The organism is Pseudomonas sp. B1(2018) (assembly GCF_003097365.1).
Classification (GTDB): Bacteria; Pseudomonadota; Gammaproteobacteria; order Pseudomonadales; family Pseudomonadaceae; genus Aquipseudomonas; species Aquipseudomonas laurylsulfatiphila.
This window is the reverse complement of the sequence record NZ_PYUK01000013.1, coordinates 49261-65726: the sequence shown is the minus strand read 5'-3', so window position 1 is coordinate 65726 and position 16466 is coordinate 49261. Positions and strand designations below refer to the sequence as shown.

Here is a 16466-nt window from a genome sequence, read left to right as displayed (position 1 = left end):
CGAAACGACAACTTGCCGACCGGCACTGCCGCACGCCAAGATAGGCGCAGCATTCAGGAACCCCAGCATGAAATTTTGCAGCCAGTGCGGTAACCCGGTGACCCAGCGCATTCCCGAGGGCGATTCACGCCTGCGTTTTGTCTGCGACAGCTGTCAGGCCATCCACTACCAGAACCCCAATATCGTCGCCGGCTGCGTGGCGACCTGGGGCAGCAAGGTGTTGCTGTGCCGGCGGGCCATCGAGCCGCGCCGCGGCTACTGGACCCTGCCCGCCGGTTTCATGGAGAACGGCGAGACCATCGAACAGGCCGCCATTCGCGAAACCGCCGAGGAAGCCTGCGCCCGGGTGCGCAACCTGAGCATCTATACCCTGATCGATGTGCCGCACATCAGCCAGGTGCATGTGTTCTTCCGTGCCGAGCTGGCCGATCTGGATTTTTCTGCCGGCCCCGAGAGCCTGGAAGTGCAACTATTCGACGAAGCGGACATTCCTTGGGATGAGCTGGCTTTCCGCACGGTGGGCCGTACCTTAGAATGCTTCTTCGCTGACCGGCGGACCGAGATCTATCCCGTACGGTCTGAATCGATTCCGCCGCTTGCCCAGCCTGCCATTATCTGATGCCATATTGGTATCATTGGTAGCAGCTGAAGAATCGTCCGAACGCGGCTTGAGCCTTCGGCAGCTCTTACATAAAACATCTATAAATGAATAGTCGCGACACCTCCTGGGGAATCGTTTCAATGCGCTGGTTGCTTGCCCTGTTCTGTTTGTCTTTCGTCGCGGTGTCCCAGGCTTCTGCCCTGGAACCCCTGGACGGCAAGGTCATCGAGAAAATCCTGGTTCTCAAGTCGTCCCATCAATTGCAATTGATCAATGACGGCAAGCCGCTCAAGACCTATCGCATTTCCCTGGGCAAGCGTCCCAAGGGGCCGAAACTGATGGAAGGCGACAAGCGCACCCCGGAAGGCCTCTACTGGGTCGACTGGCGCAAGGTCAGTGATAAATTCAACCTGGCGATGCACATTTCCTACCCGAACATCAGCGATTCGGCCCGCGCCCGTCGTGAAGGCGTCGAGCCCGGCGGCATGATCATGATCCACGGCACCCCGGACACCGAAGACACCCCGGAAGACCTGTTCCACACCCTGGACTGGACCGACGGCTGCATCGCCATGCGCAACATGGACATGCGTGAAGTCTGGAACCTGGTGCCGGACGGCACGATGATCGAAATTCGTCCGTAATTCCCTCGACCATTGGTCGGCATCAAAAAATAAAATCAAAAGATCGCAGCCTACGGCAGCTCCTACAGGGTGAATACCATTTCGCTCTGTAGGCGCTGCCGCAGGCTGCGATCTTTGTCGTTTTAAAGCCCACCGCTAATACCACTTCAAACCACCCCACCTCCAGCCGGCCACAATCAGGCAATTCTTGTAAAACACCCGCGTTGACATGGTATGCAAGTGGTATTAGTTTCGCCTCACAACCGGGCGACAACAATCCTATATCCGCATCGGACAATGCCTACATGAACGACCTACAGGCCCTGCGCCCCGACGACACTCAACCCACGCCGTTGTACCTGCAACTGGCACGCAATCTGGAAGCGGCGATCCATGCCGGCCAGTGGAAAGCCGAACAGGCCATGCCGTCGGAGCGCCATCTGAGCGAAACCCTGGGTATCTCCCGCGTCACCGCCCGCAAGGCGCTGGAAGTGTTGTTCGAACAAGGCCTGATCCGCCGTAACCAAGGCTCCGGCACCTTCATCACGCCGCGCCTCGAACAACCGCTATCGCGTCTGTCCGGCTTCAGTGAAATGCTCCGCCTCAAGGGTTTCGTGCCCGGCTCGCAATGGCTGGAGCGGGAAATCACCCTGCCGACACACGAAGAGCTGATCCGCCTCGGCCTGTCGCCCAACGACAAGGTCGCGCGCCTCAAACGCCTGCGCAAGGCCGACGACACCGTGATGGCCATCGAGATGAGCACCTTGCCCGCCTCGATCATTCCCAAGCCGCAATCAGTGGGTGATTCCCTCTACGAATTCCTCGACGGCATCGGCAAGCCGGTGGTGCGCGCCTTGCAGCATATCCAGGCGATCAACGCCTCGGACGAGTTCGCCGCGCTGGTCGGCATCGCCCCCGGCACCGCCATGCTGCTGATGACCCGGGTCGGCTACCTGGAAGACAACACGCCCATCGAAGTCACCGACACCTATTGCCGCAACGACTACTACGACTTTGTGGCCGAACTGCGTCGCTGACAAAACAGCCGGTCGCTAAAAACCGAGATCCCGACATGTCCGAAGACAACATCCTCACCGCCCACGGCTGGGTTCGCGGCCGACTGGTCCACGCCCACGGCAAGGTCGTGTCCATCGAAGGCGTCCCTTGCGATCCGGCGGACAACGACCTGCCTTATCTGCTGCCGGGTTTCATCGACCTGCACGTTCACGGCGGTGGCGGCAAAGACATCATGGAAGGCACGCCCGCCTTCGAAACCATCACCCGCACCCACGTGCGCTTCGGTACCACGTCGCTGCTGGCCACCACCATGACGGCGCCGAGCGAAGAGATCGCCAGCGTGCTCGAAGCCGTCGGCGAATTCTGTGAGCAGCGGCCACAAGGTTGCGCCCGGGTGCTCGGCGTGCACCTCGAAGGCCCCTACATCAACCCCGGCAAGCTCGGCGCGCAACCCAACTTCGCCCATACCGCATTGATGGCCGAGGTCGAAGCTTACCTGGCACTGGCGCCGATCCGTGTGATCACCATTGCCCCGGAAATCGCCGGTCACGACGCCTTGATCCGCGACCTCAGCCGCCGCGGCATCCGCATGCAGATCGGCCACACCCTGGGCAGTTACGAGGAAGGCGTCGCGGCACTGGAGGCCGGCGCCAGCAGCTTCACCCACCTCTACAACGCCATGAGCCCACTGCATCACCGCGAGCCGGGGATCGTCGGCGCCGCACTGGCCCACGCGAAGTACGCCGAATTGATCCCGGACTTGCTGCACGTGCACCCCGGCGCCATCCGCGTCGCCCTGCGCTCGATCCCGTGCCTGTACTGCGTCACCGACTCGACCGCCGCCGCCGGCATGCCCGACGGCGAGTACAAACTCGGCAGCCACACCGTGACCAAGTGCCTGGGCGGCGTGCGCCTGCCCGACGGCACCCTGGCCGGCAGCACCCTGACCATGGATCAGGCGTTGCGCAACCTGGTGAAAATCGGCCTGCCCATCGCCGAAGCCTCGCAGCGCCTGTCGCAATTCCCCGCCGACTACCTCGGCCTCACCGAACGCGGGCGCCTGCAACCGGGGGCCTGGGCCGACTGCGTGCGGCTGGATCGCTCACTGAAACTGACCGCCGTCATGGTCGAAGGAGAAGACATTGACTTCAAAAATGCTTGAAGAGGCGCTGTCCTCGTTCGAGGCCGTGCAAGCCCAACTGCAGCAACTCGACCCGCAGATGATCGAGATCGCCGGACGCCTGCGTCGTCAGCCGCCGCAAGTGGCCATGACCGTGGCGCGCGGCAGCTCCGACCACGCCGCCAGCTACTTCGCCTACCTGACCATGCAGCTGTTGGGCATCCCGGTGGCGTCGTTGCCGATGTCGGTGGTGACCATGCAGCAGGCGCCGCTGAAGGTCAGCGGCCAGGTGGCATTCGCCTTCTCGCAATCGGGGCAAAGTCCGGACCTGGTCAACAGCCTGCGCCTGTTGCGCAAGCGCGGCGCCTTGAGCATTTCGCTGGTCAATGCCGAAGACTCGCCGCTGGAAGCCGCCTGTGAGTTCAGCCTGCCGCTGTGTGCCGGCACTGAAAGCAGCGTCGCCGCGACCAAGAGTTTCATCGCCACCCTGAGCGCCAGCGCGCGGTTGATCGGGCACTGGAAGGACGACGCCGAACTGCTCGAGGCTGGTTTGGCCTTGCCCGACGGCCTGCGCAACGCCGCGCAGCAGGACTGGAGCCCGGCCATCGAGGCCTTGCGCGATTGCCAGCGGCTGATGGTGATCGGCCGTGGCGCCGGTTTCGCCATCGCCCAGGAAGCAGCGCTCAAATTCAAAGAGACCTCGGCGATCCAGGCCGAAGCCTTCAGCAGTGCCGAAGTCCGTCACGGCCCAATGGCCCTGATCGGCGACAACTACCCGTTGCTGGTGTTTGCCCCACGGGGCGCCGAGCAGGCCGGCCTGCTGAGCCTGGCCGCCGACATGCGCCAGCGCGGCGCCCGTGTCCTGCTGGCCGCACCGGATGACGTGCTCGAGCGCGACCTGACCCTGACCCGCGCCGAACACCCGGCCCTCGACCCGATCCTGGCGATCCAGAGTTTCTACGTGATGGCCGCCGGCCTGGCCGTGGCCCGCGGCATGGACCCGGACCAGCCGCGGCACTTGAGCAAAGTCACCCGCACCCACTGATGACCGGTGCCCCGTGTGTAGGAGCTGCCGCAGGCTGCGATCTTTTGATTTTGTTTTTGAAGACCAACAGATCGCAGCCTGCGGCAGCTCCTACAAAAGGGTGCGAAGCGAACCTTTATTTGATGAGACCGAGCCATGCATAACAACAATAAAGAGCTGACTTTAAGCGCCCCGCTCAGCGGCCCGGTGCTCACGCTCGCCAAAGTCCCGGATCCAGTGTTTGCCAGTGGCGCCATGGGCGACGGCATCGCCATCGATCCGCTCAACGACACGCTCCACGCCCCCTGCGCGGGTGTGGTGGTGCATGTCGCGCGCACCGGTCACGCGCTAACCTTGCGTGCCGACAACGGCGCGGAATTGCTCCTGCACCTGGGCCTCGACACGGTCGAGCTGCAGGGCCAGGGTTTCTCGATGCTGGTCAAGGAAGGCGCGCGCGTCGCCAATGGCCAACCCCTGCTGCGCTACGACCTGGACAAGGTCGCGCAACAATGCAAAAGCCTGGTCAGCCTGCTGATCCTCACCAACAGCCAGGATTTTCAGGCGCGGCCCATCACCCTCAAATCGGTGAAAGTCGGTGAGCCGCTGCTGCACATCATTCGTCGACAGACATCGACCGCAGAGGTCGATGTCGAATTTGCCGGCGCCGAGATTGTCGGTCACGTGCGCATTGCTCACCGTGGCGGCCTGCACGCGCGGCCGGCGGCGTTGATCCGTCAGACCGCACAAGGCTTCAAAAGCAAATCGCAGCTGCACTTCGCCGGCAAGTCGGCCACCTGCGACAGCCTGATCGGCCTGATGGGGCTGGCCATCGGCGAGCAGGCAGAAGTCCAGGTCAGTTGCCAGGGCCCGGACGCCGAAGCCGCATTGCAAGCCTTGCTCACCGCGTTATCCACAGCCCTGGCCGAAGACAGTCACGCCGTCGCGCCACCAACGATCGCCCAACGCAATCGCCCCGCCGAAACCGGTGTGTTGCACGGTGTCTGCGCAGCGCCGGGCCTGGTCGGCGGACCGCTGTTTCGCCTGAATGCGATCAGCCTGCCCGTGGATGCCGGCCAGCATGATCCGCAACAGCAACGCCAGGTTCTGGACGCGGCACTGAGCCAGGTGCGCAGCGAAATCGACCACACCCTGGCCCAGGCAAAAAAACACAAGGATAGCGCTGAAGAGGCCATTTTCGCCGCGCACCTGGCTCTGCTCGAAGATCCGGCCTTGCTCGACGCTGCCAGCCAATCCGTCGCCCAGGGCACCGCCGCGACCCACGCCTGGAGCCAGGCCATCGACGCGCAATGCGAAGTGCTCCAGCAAACCGGCAGCACATTGCTCGCCGAACGCGCCAACGACCTACGCGACCTCAAGCAACGGGTGCTGCGCGTATTGCTCGGCGATACCTGGCATTACGACGTGCCGGCCGGTGCCATCGTCGCGGCCCATGAACTGACTCCGTCCGATTTGCTGCAACTGAGCCAGCAAGGCGTCGCCGGGCTGTGCATGGCCGAGGGCGGTGCGACCTCCCACGTGGCGATTCTTGCCCGGGGCAAGGGCCTGCCGTGCCTGGTCGCACTGGGCTCGACGCTGCTGGATCAGCAACAGGGGCAACCGGTGGTGCTGGACGCCGATAGCGGCCGCCTCGAACTGACACCCGGCACACAGCGCCTGGCCGACGTGCGCCAGCTGCAACAGCAACAGCAACAACGCCGGGCCGAACAACAGGCCCAGGCGCACACACTGGCGCTGACCACCGATGGCCTGCGCATCGAAGTCGCCGCCAACGTGGCGTCCAGCACGGAAGCGGCGGACGCATTGGCCAATGGCGCCGACGGCGTCGGCTTGCTGCGCACCGAATTTCTCTTCGTCGACCGCCTCACCGCCCCGGACGAACAGGAACAACACCAGGCCTATCAAGCCGTGCTCGATGCCATGGGCGACAAGTCGGTGATCATCCGCACCATCGACGTCGGTGGCGACAAACAACTCGACTACCTGCCCCTGCCCGCCGAGGCCAACCCGGTGCTCGGCCTGCGCGGCATTCGCCTGGCCCAGGTCCGCCCGGAACTGCTCGACCAGCAACTGCGCGCGCTGCTGCACCTGCGCCCGCTGTCACGCTGCCGGATCCTGCTGCCGATGATCACTGAGGTCGATGAACTGCTGCACATCCGCCAACGCCTCGACGCCTTGTGTACCGAACTGGGTCTGGCGCAACGCCCGGAGCTGGGGGTGATGATTGAAGTGCCGGCCGCCGCGCTGCTGGCCGAGCAACTGGCCGAACACGCGGACTTCCTGTCCATCGGCACCAATGACCTGTCGCAATACACCCTGGCCATGGACCGCGACCATGCCGGGCTCGCCGCGCGCGTCGATGCGCTGCACCCGGCCCTGCTGCGGTTGATCGCCCAGACCTGCGCTGGCGCGGCGCAGCACAAACGCTGGGTCGGTGTCTGCGGTGCACTGGCGTCCGATCCGCTGGCCACGCCGGTGTTGATCGGCCTGGGGGTCAGCGAGCTGTCGGTGAGCCCGGTACAGATCGGTGAAATCAAGGACCGCGTGCGTCATCTCGACGCCAGCGAATGCCGGCGCATCAGTCAGGGCCTGCTCAAGCTGAGCAGCGCCAGCGCCGTGCGTCATGCCTGCCACCAGCATTGGCCTCTGAGCTGAGCTCTTTACAAAAGAAGAACAAAATCCAGGGAGATCCGCCATGTACCAACTTTTCATTGAAGGCCTGCAACGCCTCGGCCGCGCGCTGATGCTGCCGATCGCGATCCTGCCGATTGCCGGCCTGCTGCTGCGTCTGGGCGATACCGACCTGCTGAACATCGCGATCATCCACGACGCCGGCCAAGTGATCTTTGCCAACCTGGCGATGATCTTCGCCATCGGCATCGCGGTCGGTTTCGCCAAGGACAACAACGGTACGGCCGGACTTGCCGGGGTGATCGGCTACCTGGTGATGATCGCCACCCTCAAGGTGCTCGATCCGAGCATCAACATGGGCATGCTCGCCGGGATCGTCAGCGGCCTGATGGCCGGCGCGCTGTACAACCGCTTCAAGGACATCAAGCTGCCGGAATACCTGGCGTTCTTCGGTGGCCGACGGTTCGTGCCGATTGTCACCGGGTTCGCCGCCGTGGGCCTGGGCGTGGTGTTCGGCTATATCTGGCCGCCGATCCAGCACGGCATCAACAGCTTCGGCACGCTGATGATGGAGAGCGGCAGCATTGGTGCGTTCGTCTTCGGCGTGTTCAACCGCTTGCTGATCGTCACCGGCCTGCACCATATCCTCAATAACATGGCGTGGTTCGTGTTCGGCAATTTCACCGACCCCACCACCGGTGCGCTGGTCACCGGCGACCTGTCGCGCTACTTCGCCGGCGACCCGAAAGGCGGCCAGTTCATGACCGGCATGTTCCCGGTGATGATCTTCGGCCTGCCCGCTGCGTGCCTGGCGATGTACCGCAACGCCCTGCCGGAGCGGCGCAAGGTGATGGGCGGGATTTTCCTGTCGATGGCCCTGACCGCGTTCCTGACCGGCGTGACCGAGCCGATCGAGTTCGCCTTCATGTTCCTCGCGCCGCTGCTGTTTCTGCTGCATGCGTTGCTGACCGGTCTGTCGATGGCCATCACCAACGCGCTGAACATTCACCTGGGCTTCACGTTCTCCGGTGGCTTCATCGACATGGTGCTGGGCTGGGGCAAGTCCACCAACGGCTGGCTGGTGTTCCCGGTGGGCCTGGCGTATGCCGTGATCTATTACGTGGTGTTCGATTACTGCATCCGTCGTTTTGACCTGAAGACACCGGGGCGCGAAACCAGCGCTGCCGCCCCGCAAGTGGCGGTGGCCGACAATGAACGCGCCGGGGCTTACATCAAGGCCTTGGGCGGCGCCGAAAACCTGATCACTGTCGGTGCCTGCACCACGCGGTTACGCCTGGACATGGTGGATCGCAACAAGGCCTCGGATACCGATCTGAAGGCGCTCGGCGCCATGGCCGTAGTGCGTCCGGGCAAGGGCGGGAGTCTGCAGGTAGTGGTCGGGCCGATGGCCGATGCAATTGCCGACGAAATTCGCCTGGCGATGCCGGCGCTGGGGCGTGCCATGGTGTCGTCGCCGGCAGCAGAAATCGACGCGCCTCCACCCGCCGCTGTGGCAACACCCGAGGCGCAGCAATGGCTCAATGCGCTGGGGGGTGGCGACAATGTGCTGCAACTCGACTGCATCGCCATGACGCGCATCCGCCTGCAACTGGCCAATGGCAAGGCGTTGTCGGAGTGTGATTTGAAAGCGCTGGGTTGCCAGGGTGTGAGTCAGCTGGAAGGCGGGATCTGGCATCTGTTGATTGGCGACAAGGCGCCGAGTTTGAGTGATGCGCTGGAAGCGATGGTCAATCGCAGCGAGGTCAGTGCCAAGGTTTAATCGACGACGTACACATTGTAGGAGCTGCCGAAGGCTGCGATCTTTTAAGATCAAAAGATCGCAGCCTTCGGCAGCTCCTACAGTGTTTTTTCATTTCAGTGCCGGAGGATCAGAAATCCTCCAGCCGCCACACTTCATAAGCCGGTGTCTCGTAGGGGTGGCTCTGTTTCAGAGCCGCCACCACCGAGCGAATCAACTCATCAGCCACTACCAGCTCGACCTTCCATTCCTCGACCTGTTCGACCTGCCCTGCCTCGCCAATGAACGGCTGACTGCCGTCCAGTGGACGAAACTGGCCCAGGCCCAACACTTGCCATGCACAGTGGTCGTAAGCACCGATCCGTCCGCCACCGGCAGCGAATACGGCACTTTTGACCACGTCGACATGACTGTCGGGAACAAAGAAGCTGAGCTTGTACACGACGCTTAGTTCACCCAAACGCGAGCATTACGGAACATGCGCATCAACGGTGCATCTTCGTTCCAGTCATCCGAACGCCACGAGTTCTGCACGGCGCGGAACACACGCTCCGGGTGCGGCATCATGATGGTCACGCGACCGTCGCGGCTGGTCAAACCGGTAATCCCGCGCGGCGAGCCGTTCGGGTTGGCCGGGTAGCTTTCGGTGACCTTGCCGTGGTTGTCGACGAAACGCATCGCCACGCAACCGGACAGATCGGCTTCCAGCAGTGCTTCCTCGCTGGCGAACTCGGCATGACCTTCACCGTGGGCGATGGCGATCGGCATGCGCGAACCGGCCATGCCCTGCAGGAAGATCGAGTTCGACTCCTGGATCTGCACCATGGCAACACGGGCTTCGAACTGCTCGGAACGGTTGCGCACGAAGTGCGGCCAGAACTCGCTGCCCGGGATCAGCTCGTGCAGGTTGGACATCATCTGGCAACCGTTGCACACGCCGAGGGTGAAGCTGTCGCTGCGCTCGAAGAAACCCTGGAACGCATCGCGGGCACGGCTGTTGAACAGCGCGGATTTCGCCCAGCCTTCACCGGCACCCAATACGTCGCCGTAGGAGAAGCCGCCGCAAGCGACCATGCCCTTGAACTCGTTCAGGTCGACACGGCCGGCCAGGATGTCGCTCATGTGCACGTCGATCGCGTTGAAACCGGCGCGGTCGAACGCCGCCGCCATTTCCACCTGACCGTTGACGCCCTGCTCACGCAGCACGGCAACCTGTGGGCGGATGCCTTTCTTGATGTAAGGCGCGGCGATGTCCTGGTTGATGTCGTAGCTCAGCTTGACGCTCAGGCCAGGGTTGTCTTCTTCCAGCAGCACGTCGAACTCTTGCTCGGCGCAGTCGGCGTTGTCACGCAGGCGCTGGATCTGGTAGCTGGTCTCGGCCCACTGACGCTGCAGCAGACGACGCTGGCCTTCGAACACGGTGTCACCGTTGAAGGTGATGCTGATCTCGCCGTTGTTCATCGGCTGACCGATCACCGACACGCAATCACCCAAACCGGCAGCGCTGAACTGCGCGAGGATGTCCGGGGTGGCGTCCTGGCGAACCTGGATCACGGCACCCAGTTCTTCGTTGAACAGGATGGCGGCGATGTCGGCGGAGGTTTCTGCCAGGCCGTCGAGGTTCAGGCTCAGGCCGCAGTGACCGGCGAACGCCATCTCGACGACGGAGGTCAGCAGACCACCGTCGGAACGGTCGTGGTAAGCCAGCAGGTGACCGTCGGCGTTGAGGCCCTGGATCACGGCGAAGAAGGCCTTCAGATCTTCGGCGTCGTCGACGTCCGGCGCCTGTTTGCCGAGCTTGCCGTGGACCTGCGCGAGGATCGACGCGCCCATGCGGTTCTGGCCGCGGCCCAGGTCGATCAGGATCAGGTCGGTGGTGCCCTTGTCCATGCGCAGTTGCGGGGTCAGGGTCTGACGGATGTCGGTCACTGGCGCGAAACCGGTCACGATCAGGGACATCGGCGACGTGACGGACTTGTCCACGCCTTCATCGTTCCAGCGCGTGGCCATGGACATCGAGTCCTTGCCCACCGGAATGGTGATGCCCAGCTCAGGGCACAGTTCCATGCCGACCGCTTTCACGGTGTCGTACAGACGTGCGTCTTCGCCCGGGTGACCGGCAGCGGACATCCAGTTCGCCGACAGCTTGATGTCGGAGATCTTGCCGATGCGCGAGGCCGCGATGTTGGTCAGGGTTTCGCCGATGGCCATGCGGCCCGACGCCGGAGCGTCCAGCAGTGCCAGCGGAGTCCGCTCGCCCATGGCCATGGCTTCACCGGTGTAGACGTCGAAGCTGGTGGCGGTGACGGCAACGTCGGCCACCGGCACCTGCCACGGGCCGACCATCTGGTCACGGGCCACGAGGCCGGTGATGGTGCGGTCGCCGATGGTGATCAGGAAGCTCTTGCTGGCCACGGCCGGGTGATGCAGGACGCGCTCGACGCAGTCGGCAATGTTCAGGGTCGACGGATCGAAGTCGTCGCCCAGCTCGGCTTCACGCACCACCGAGCGGTGCATGCGCGGCGCCTTGCCCAGCAACACTTCCAGTGGCATGTCCACCGGGCTGTTGCCGAAGTGGCTGTCGGTGACAGTAAGCTGCGGCTCGGCAGTGGCTTCGCCGACCACGGCAAACGGGCAACGCTCACGTTCGCAGATCGCCTTGAAACGCTCGAAGTCAGCCGGGCCGACCGCCAGAACGTAGCGTTCCTGGGATTCGTTGGACCAGATTTCGTGCGGGGCCATGCCCGGCTCGTCGTTTGGAATGTTGCGCAGTTCGAAACGGCCACCACGGTCGCCGTCGTTGACCAGTTCCGGGAAGGCGTTGGACAGACCGCCCGCACCCACGTCGTGGATGAAGCTGATCGGGTTCTTGTCGCCCAGTTGCCAGCAACGGTCGATGACTTCCTGGCAGCGGCGTTCCATTTCCGGGTTTTCACGCTGAACCGAAGCGAAGTCCAGGTCCGCCGAGCTGGTGCCGGTGGCCATGGAGGAAGCCGCGCCGCCACCCAGGCCGATCAGCATCGCCGGGCCACCGAGCACGATCAGCTTGGAGCCGACGACGATCTCGCCTTTCTTGACGTGTTCTTCGCGGATGTTGCCCATGCCGCCAGCCAGCATGATCGGCTTGTGGTAGCCGCGAACTTCGTCACCGTGCGGGGTGCTGATCGACTGTTCGAAGGTACGGAAGTAGCCGGTCAGCGCCGGACGGCCGAATTCGTTGTTGAACGCGGCGCCGCCCAATGGGCCTTCGATCATGATGTCCAGCGCGGTAACGATGCGCTCAGGCTTGCCGTACGGCACTTCCCACGGCTGTTCGAAGCCCGGGATCTGCAGGTTGGACACGGTGAAACCGGTCAGGCCGGCTTTCGGCTTGGCACCGCGACCGGTGGCGCCTTCGTCGCGGATCTCGCCACCGGAACCGGTGGAAGCGCCCGGGAACGGGGCAATCGCGGTCGGGTGGTTGTGGGTCTCGACCTTCATCAGGATGTGCACCGGTTCCTGGACCGCGCCGTACTGGCGGGTTTCAGGGTCCGGGAAGAAACGACCGGCCACGGAGCCGACGATCACCGAAGCGTTGTCCTTATAAGCCGACAGGACACCTTCGCTGTGCATCTGGTAGGTGTTCTTGATCATGCCGAACAGGCTTTTATCCTGGCTCTGGCCGTCGATGTCCCAACTGGCGTTGAAGATCTTGTGACGGCAGTGCTCGGAGTTCGCCTGGGCGAACATCATCAGTTCGATGTCATGCGGGTTGCGCTTCAAGTCAACGAAGGCGTTGACCAGGTAGTCGATCTCGTCTTCGGCCAGGGCCAGGCCCAGCTCGGTGTTGGCTTTTTCCAGCGCGGCGCGGCCGCCACCCAGCACGTCGATGGCGGTCAGGGGTTTCGGTTCGGCGTGGCTGAACAGGCCGGCGGCCTGTTCGAGGTTGCCCAGCACGATCTGGGTCATGCGGTCGTGCAGACCGTCAGCGATCAACCGGGCTTCAGCATCGCTGAACTGGCCGGCCACGTAGAACGCGATGCCGCGCTCCAGACGCTGGATTTTCGCCAGGCCGCAGTTGCGGGCGATGTCGCTGGCCTTGCTCGACCACGGCGAGATGGTGCCGAAACGCGGCAGTACCAGAAACAGACGACCGGTCGGTTCTTGTACCGGAACGCTTGGACCGTACTTCAGAAGGCGCGCGAGCACCTGCTGTTCGTCGCCGGTCAGGACGCCGGTAACTTCGGCGAAGTGAGCGAATTCAGCATACAGGCCGCTGACAGCCGGAACCTTCTGGCTCAGTTGCTCAAGGAGCTTGCTGTGGCGAAAGGCGGAAAGGGCAGGAGCGCCGCGCAGGATCAACATCTTCGGGACAGCCTCGGGAAGGGGTGTGCTTTGAGGCCGTGCATTCTAGCCTAAACAGCCCGCGACATCACCCGAAACGCTACGCACGGTTGCACTCGGGTGTCGATCTGTGTTTCTGCCCCGAAAGTCAGGTTAACCGGGCGTGTGACGACAGCTTATTTTTACTGTAACAAAACCCAGACAAGGCCCGTTCCTGCGGGGTTTCGGCCAGATTTGTGATCGCTAGCAGACAACCCCTTCACTGTCGAGATATGGCGCCCGCGGTCCTTTGCGTATACTGCGCAGATGTTTTTCCCAATGGCTTTGCGTCCGCGGTACGCCAAATGGCTGATCGCAACCGGACTCTTCCTGATGCTCGGTGCCTGTGTTGATAAACCCAACACGCTCGAGCGCGTAAAGGAGGATGGTGTGCTGCGGGTGGTTACCCGAAACAGCCCCGCCACCTACTTTCAGGATCGCAACGGTGAAACCGGCTTCGAATACGAGCTGGTGAAGCGCTTCGCCGACGATCTGGGGGTCGAGCTCAAGATCGAGACCGCCGACAACCTCGATGACCTGTTCAACCAGGTCGGCAAGCCCAACGGCCCGGTGCTGGCAGCGGCCGGCCTGGTCAGCAGCGAAGAACGCAAGAAGCAGGTGCGCTTCTCCCACTCCTATCTGGAAGTCACCCCGCAGGTCATCTACCGCAACGGCCAGTCACGGCCGACCGACGCCAAGGATCTGGTGGGCAAGAAGATCATGGTGCTCAAGGGCAGCACCCACGCCGAACAGCTGGCGCAGCTGAAACAGAAATTTCCCGGCATCGAATACGAAGAGTCTGACGCAGTCGAGGTCGTCGATCTCCTGCGCATGGTCGACGAAGGTCAGATCGACCTGACGCTGGTCGACTCCAACGAAGTCGCGATGAACCAGGTGTACTTCACCAACATCCGGGTCGCCTTCGACCTCGGTGACGCCAGCAACCAGAGCTGGGCCGTAGGGCTGGGCGATGACAACAGCCTGCTCAACGAAATCAACGACTACCTCGACAAGGTCAAGAAAAACGGCACCCTGCAACGCCTCAAGGATCGTTACTACGGGCACGTCGACGTGCTCGGCTACATGGGCGCCACCACCTTTGCCCAACACTTGCAGCAACGCCTTCCCAAGTACGAACAGCACTTCAAGTCGTACGCCAAGAAAGAGAAAGTCGACTGGCGCCTGCTGGCGGCCATCGGCTATCAGGAATCCCTGTGGCAACCGGCCGTCACGTCCAAGACCGGAGTGCGCGGCCTGATGATGCTGACCCAGAACACCGCGCAGGCCATGGGCGTGTCCAACCGCCTCGATCCGAAACAAAGCATCATGGGCGGCGCCAAGTACCTGGCCTACATGAAGGACCAGCTCGACGACTCGATCCAGGAACCGGACCGCACCTGGTTTGCCCTGGCGGCCTACAACGTCGGCAGCGGCCATCTGGACGACGCGCGCAAACTGGCGGCCAAGGAAGGATTGAACCCGGACAAATGGCTGGACGTGAAGAAGATCCTGCCGCGCCTGTCCGAGAAGAAGTGGTACAGCAAGACCCGCTACGGCTACGCCCGCGGCGGCGAACCGGTGCATTTCGTGGCGAACATCCGTCGCTACTACGACATCCTGACCTGGGTAACCCAGCCGCAGCTTGAAGGCGACCAGGTCGCCGAGGGCAAACTGCTTGTGCCGGGGATCGACAAGACCAAGCCGGCTCAAGAGCCAGCGCCGCTTTAAAGCAAAAGATCGCAGCCTTCGGCAGCTCCTACAGGTGTACACAAAACCCTGTAGGAGCTGCCGCAGGCTGCGATCTTTTGATCTTAACCCTTCAAGGCAGCCGCCAGAATCAGCGCCTTCATCTCCGACACCGCCGACTTGAAGCCAACGAACAACGCATGGGCCACCAGCGCATGCCCGATGTTCAGCTCGTTGATGCCCTTGATCGCCGCCACGGCTTCAACGTTGTGATAATGCAGGCCATGCCCGGCATTGACGATCAGGCCCTGGGCCAGGCCAAAGGCCACGCCATCGGCGACACGCTTGAGTTCTTCGGCGACTTCGGTCGGTGTCTCGGCATCGGCATAACGCCCGGTGTGCAGTTCGATGGCCGGGGCGCCAACACGGCGCGAGGCTTCGATCTGGCGCTCGTCGGCGTCGATGAACAACGACACTTCGGAGCCGATCTTCGACAGGCGTTCAACCGCCGCCCTGATCCGCGCTTCCTGCCCCGCCACATCCAGTCCGCCTTCGGTGGTCAGCTCCTGACGGGTTTCCGGCACCAGGCAAATGTGCGCCGGGCGGATGCGTTCAGCGAACTGCATCATTTCTTCGGTGACGCCCATTTCGAAGTTCATGCGGGTTTGCAGCACGTCCTTGAGCACCAGAACGTCGCGCTCCTGAATGTGCCGGCGGTCTTCGCGCAGGTGCACGGTGATGCCGTCAGCGCCCGCCTCTTCCGCGTCCAGCGCTGCCTTGACCGGGTCCGGATAACGGGTGCCCCGGGCCTGACGCAGGGTTGCAACGTGGTCGATGTTCACGCCAAGAAGAATACGGGTGCTGGTGGTCACGGAAAGCGCTCCAGAAGAAGAGAAAGTTCGGTGCACAGCATACGGTGTGATCAGGGCTTGCGAAACAACTCGCGACTGACAAGTGGACGGCCACCCAGATGTACGGCCAACGCCTGGCGCATCAAGCGCTTGGCGGCAGACAAAGCGCCAGGGGCAGACCAGTCGGCCTCAGCCATGGCCAGCAGTTCGGCGCCGTTGAACAGACCCGGTTGCAGCAGGTAGACCCGCTCCAGCCCGGCATCCACTTGCAAACGGTAGAGGCCGTCCGGTGCGATGGGCTGATCGTGAATATCCGTCGTCAGGGAAAACCCGTAGCCAAGGTCATCGAGCAAGCGCCATTCGAAGGAGCGCAGCAAGGGCTCCAGGGGTCGACCTTCGGCCAGGGCCAGCAAGGTGGCGGCGTAATGATCGAACACCGAGGGGAGCGGATCTTCAGCGGGCAACAGGCGAATCAGCAGTTCATTGAGGTAAAGACCGCTGAACAGTGCCTCGCCATTGAGCCAGGTGGAAACACCGGCACTTTCCATGCGCCCGACGTTCTTCAGCTCGCCCTTGCCTCGGAACTCGACTTCCAATGGCACGAACGGCCGCGCCAGCGTCCCGGCCTTGCCCCGCGCACTGCGCAACACCGCCCGCAGCCGGCCTTGCGGTGTCAGGAAGTCCACCAGCGCGCTGTTTTCACGGTAGGCGCGCGAATGCAGGACGTAAGCGGGTTGGGCGATGGGAGCGGTCGACATGGTGATGGGTTTACCT

Annotated in this window: 12 protein-coding genes; 8 read left to right on the top strand and 4 right to left on the bottom strand. The window is 62.9% G+C overall.

Translation table 11 applies throughout. The features are described 5' to 3' along the window. The first annotated feature begins 67 nt into the window (after positions 1 to 67). The 7 genes from C9422_RS20410 (at position 68) to nagE (ending at position 8814) form a co-directional block, all read left to right on the top strand. Positions 68 to 619 (top strand): NUDIX hydrolase, encoded by a 552-nt coding sequence (locus C9422_RS20410; protein WP_116581918.1) that lies wholly within the window; start codon positions 68 to 70, stop codon positions 617 to 619. Positions 620 to 741: 122 nt separating this feature from the next. Continuing rightward, positions 742 to 1245, top strand: coding sequence for a murein L,D-transpeptidase family protein (locus tag C9422_RS20405; RefSeq protein WP_007973946.1), 504 nt, complete (start codon positions 742 to 744; stop codon positions 1243 to 1245). A gap of 284 nt (positions 1246 to 1529) precedes the next feature. After that, entirely contained in the window at positions 1530 to 2261 is a 732-nt protein-coding gene (locus C9422_RS20400) for a GntR family transcriptional regulator (protein WP_007973947.1), read from the top strand. 35 nt (positions 2262 to 2296) lie between these two features. Beyond that, complete coding sequence (gene nagA / locus C9422_RS20395) at positions 2297 to 3403, top strand: N-acetylglucosamine-6-phosphate deacetylase (RefSeq protein ID WP_116581917.1); 1107 nt, start codon at positions 2297 to 2299, stop codon at positions 3401 to 3403. Beyond that, on the top strand, positions 3384 to 4406 hold the full coding sequence (locus C9422_RS20390) for an SIS domain-containing protein (RefSeq protein WP_116581916.1): 1023 nt from the start codon (positions 3384 to 3386) through the stop codon (positions 4404 to 4406). The genes nagA and C9422_RS20390 overlap by 20 nt, the downstream gene beginning before the upstream one ends. Positions 4407 to 4541: 135 nt before the next feature. Then, positions 4542 to 7058: a phosphoenolpyruvate--protein phosphotransferase gene (gene ptsP / locus C9422_RS20385; protein ID WP_116581915.1), complete on the top strand. Its 2517-nt coding sequence runs from the start codon at positions 4542 to 4544 to the stop codon at positions 7056 to 7058. A 40-nt stretch (positions 7059 to 7098) separates the two neighbouring features. After that, a complete protein-coding gene (gene nagE, locus C9422_RS20380) occupies positions 7099 to 8814 on the top strand; it encodes an N-acetylglucosamine-specific PTS transporter subunit IIBC (protein WP_116581914.1) in 1716 nt (571 codons plus the stop codon). 109 nt (positions 8815 to 8923) lie between these two features. On the opposite strand, the gene C9422_RS20375 is transcribed toward nagE, so the two are convergent. Together C9422_RS20375 and purL are read right to left on the bottom strand one after the other, a co-directional pair. Beyond that, positions 8924 to 9235 carry a YqfO family protein gene (locus C9422_RS20375; RefSeq protein WP_116581913.1) on the bottom strand — a complete coding sequence of 104 codons (312 nt, stop codon included), beginning with the start codon at positions 9233 to 9235 and terminating at the stop codon, positions 8924 to 8926. A 5-nt stretch (positions 9236 to 9240) separates the two neighbouring features. Then, a complete protein-coding gene (gene purL, locus C9422_RS20370; protein WP_116581912.1) occupies positions 9241 to 13137 on the bottom strand; it encodes a phosphoribosylformylglycinamidine synthase in 3897 nt (1298 codons plus the stop codon). A 285-nt stretch (positions 13138 to 13422) separates the two neighbouring features. Between purL and mltF the strand changes: the two genes are divergently transcribed. Then, positions 13423 to 14883 (top strand): membrane-bound lytic murein transglycosylase MltF, encoded by a 1461-nt coding sequence (gene mltF / locus C9422_RS20365; protein ID WP_104450772.1) that lies wholly within the window; start codon positions 13423 to 13425, stop codon positions 14881 to 14883. An 83-nt stretch (positions 14884 to 14966) separates the two neighbouring features. Here the strand turns inward: mltF and pdxJ are convergent, their stop codons facing one another. Both pdxJ and recO read right to left on the bottom strand, forming a co-directional pair. Next, on the bottom strand, positions 14967 to 15713 hold the full coding sequence (pdxJ, locus tag C9422_RS20360; RefSeq protein WP_116581911.1) for a pyridoxine 5'-phosphate synthase: 747 nt from the start codon (positions 15711 to 15713) through the stop codon (positions 14967 to 14969). 50 nt (positions 15714 to 15763) lie between these two features. After that, positions 15764 to 16450: a DNA repair protein RecO gene (gene recO / locus C9422_RS20355; protein WP_116581910.1), complete on the bottom strand. Its 687-nt coding sequence runs from the start codon at positions 16448 to 16450 to the stop codon at positions 15764 to 15766. Positions 16451 to 16466 lie beyond the last annotated feature (16 nt).

Coding starts and splice junctions, on each gene's coding strand:
- C9422_RS20410 (WP_116581918.1), top strand. CDS start 68: ATGAAATTTTGCAGCCAGTGCGGTAACCCGGTGACCCAGCGCATTCCC.
- C9422_RS20405 (WP_007973946.1), top strand. CDS start 742: ATGCGCTGGTTGCTTGCCCTGTTCTGTTTGTCTTTCGTCGCGGTGTCC.
- C9422_RS20400 (WP_007973947.1), top strand. CDS start 1,530: ATGAACGACCTACAGGCCCTGCGCCCCGACGACACTCAACCCACGCCG.
- nagA (WP_116581917.1), top strand. CDS start 2,297: ATGTCCGAAGACAACATCCTCACCGCCCACGGCTGGGTTCGCGGCCGA.
- ptsP (WP_116581915.1), top strand. CDS start 4,542: ATGCATAACAACAATAAAGAGCTGACTTTAAGCGCCCCGCTCAGCGGC.
- nagE (WP_116581914.1), top strand. CDS start 7,099: ATGTACCAACTTTTCATTGAAGGCCTGCAACGCCTCGGCCGCGCGCTG.
- purL (WP_116581912.1), bottom strand. CDS start 13,137: ATGTTGATCCTGCGCGGCGCTCCTGCCCTTTCCGCCTTTCGCCACAGC.
- mltF (WP_104450772.1), top strand. CDS start 13,423: ATGTTTTTCCCAATGGCTTTGCGTCCGCGGTACGCCAAATGGCTGATC.
- recO (WP_116581910.1), bottom strand. CDS start 16,450: ATGTCGACCGCTCCCATCGCCCAACCCGCTTACGTCCTGCATTCGCGC.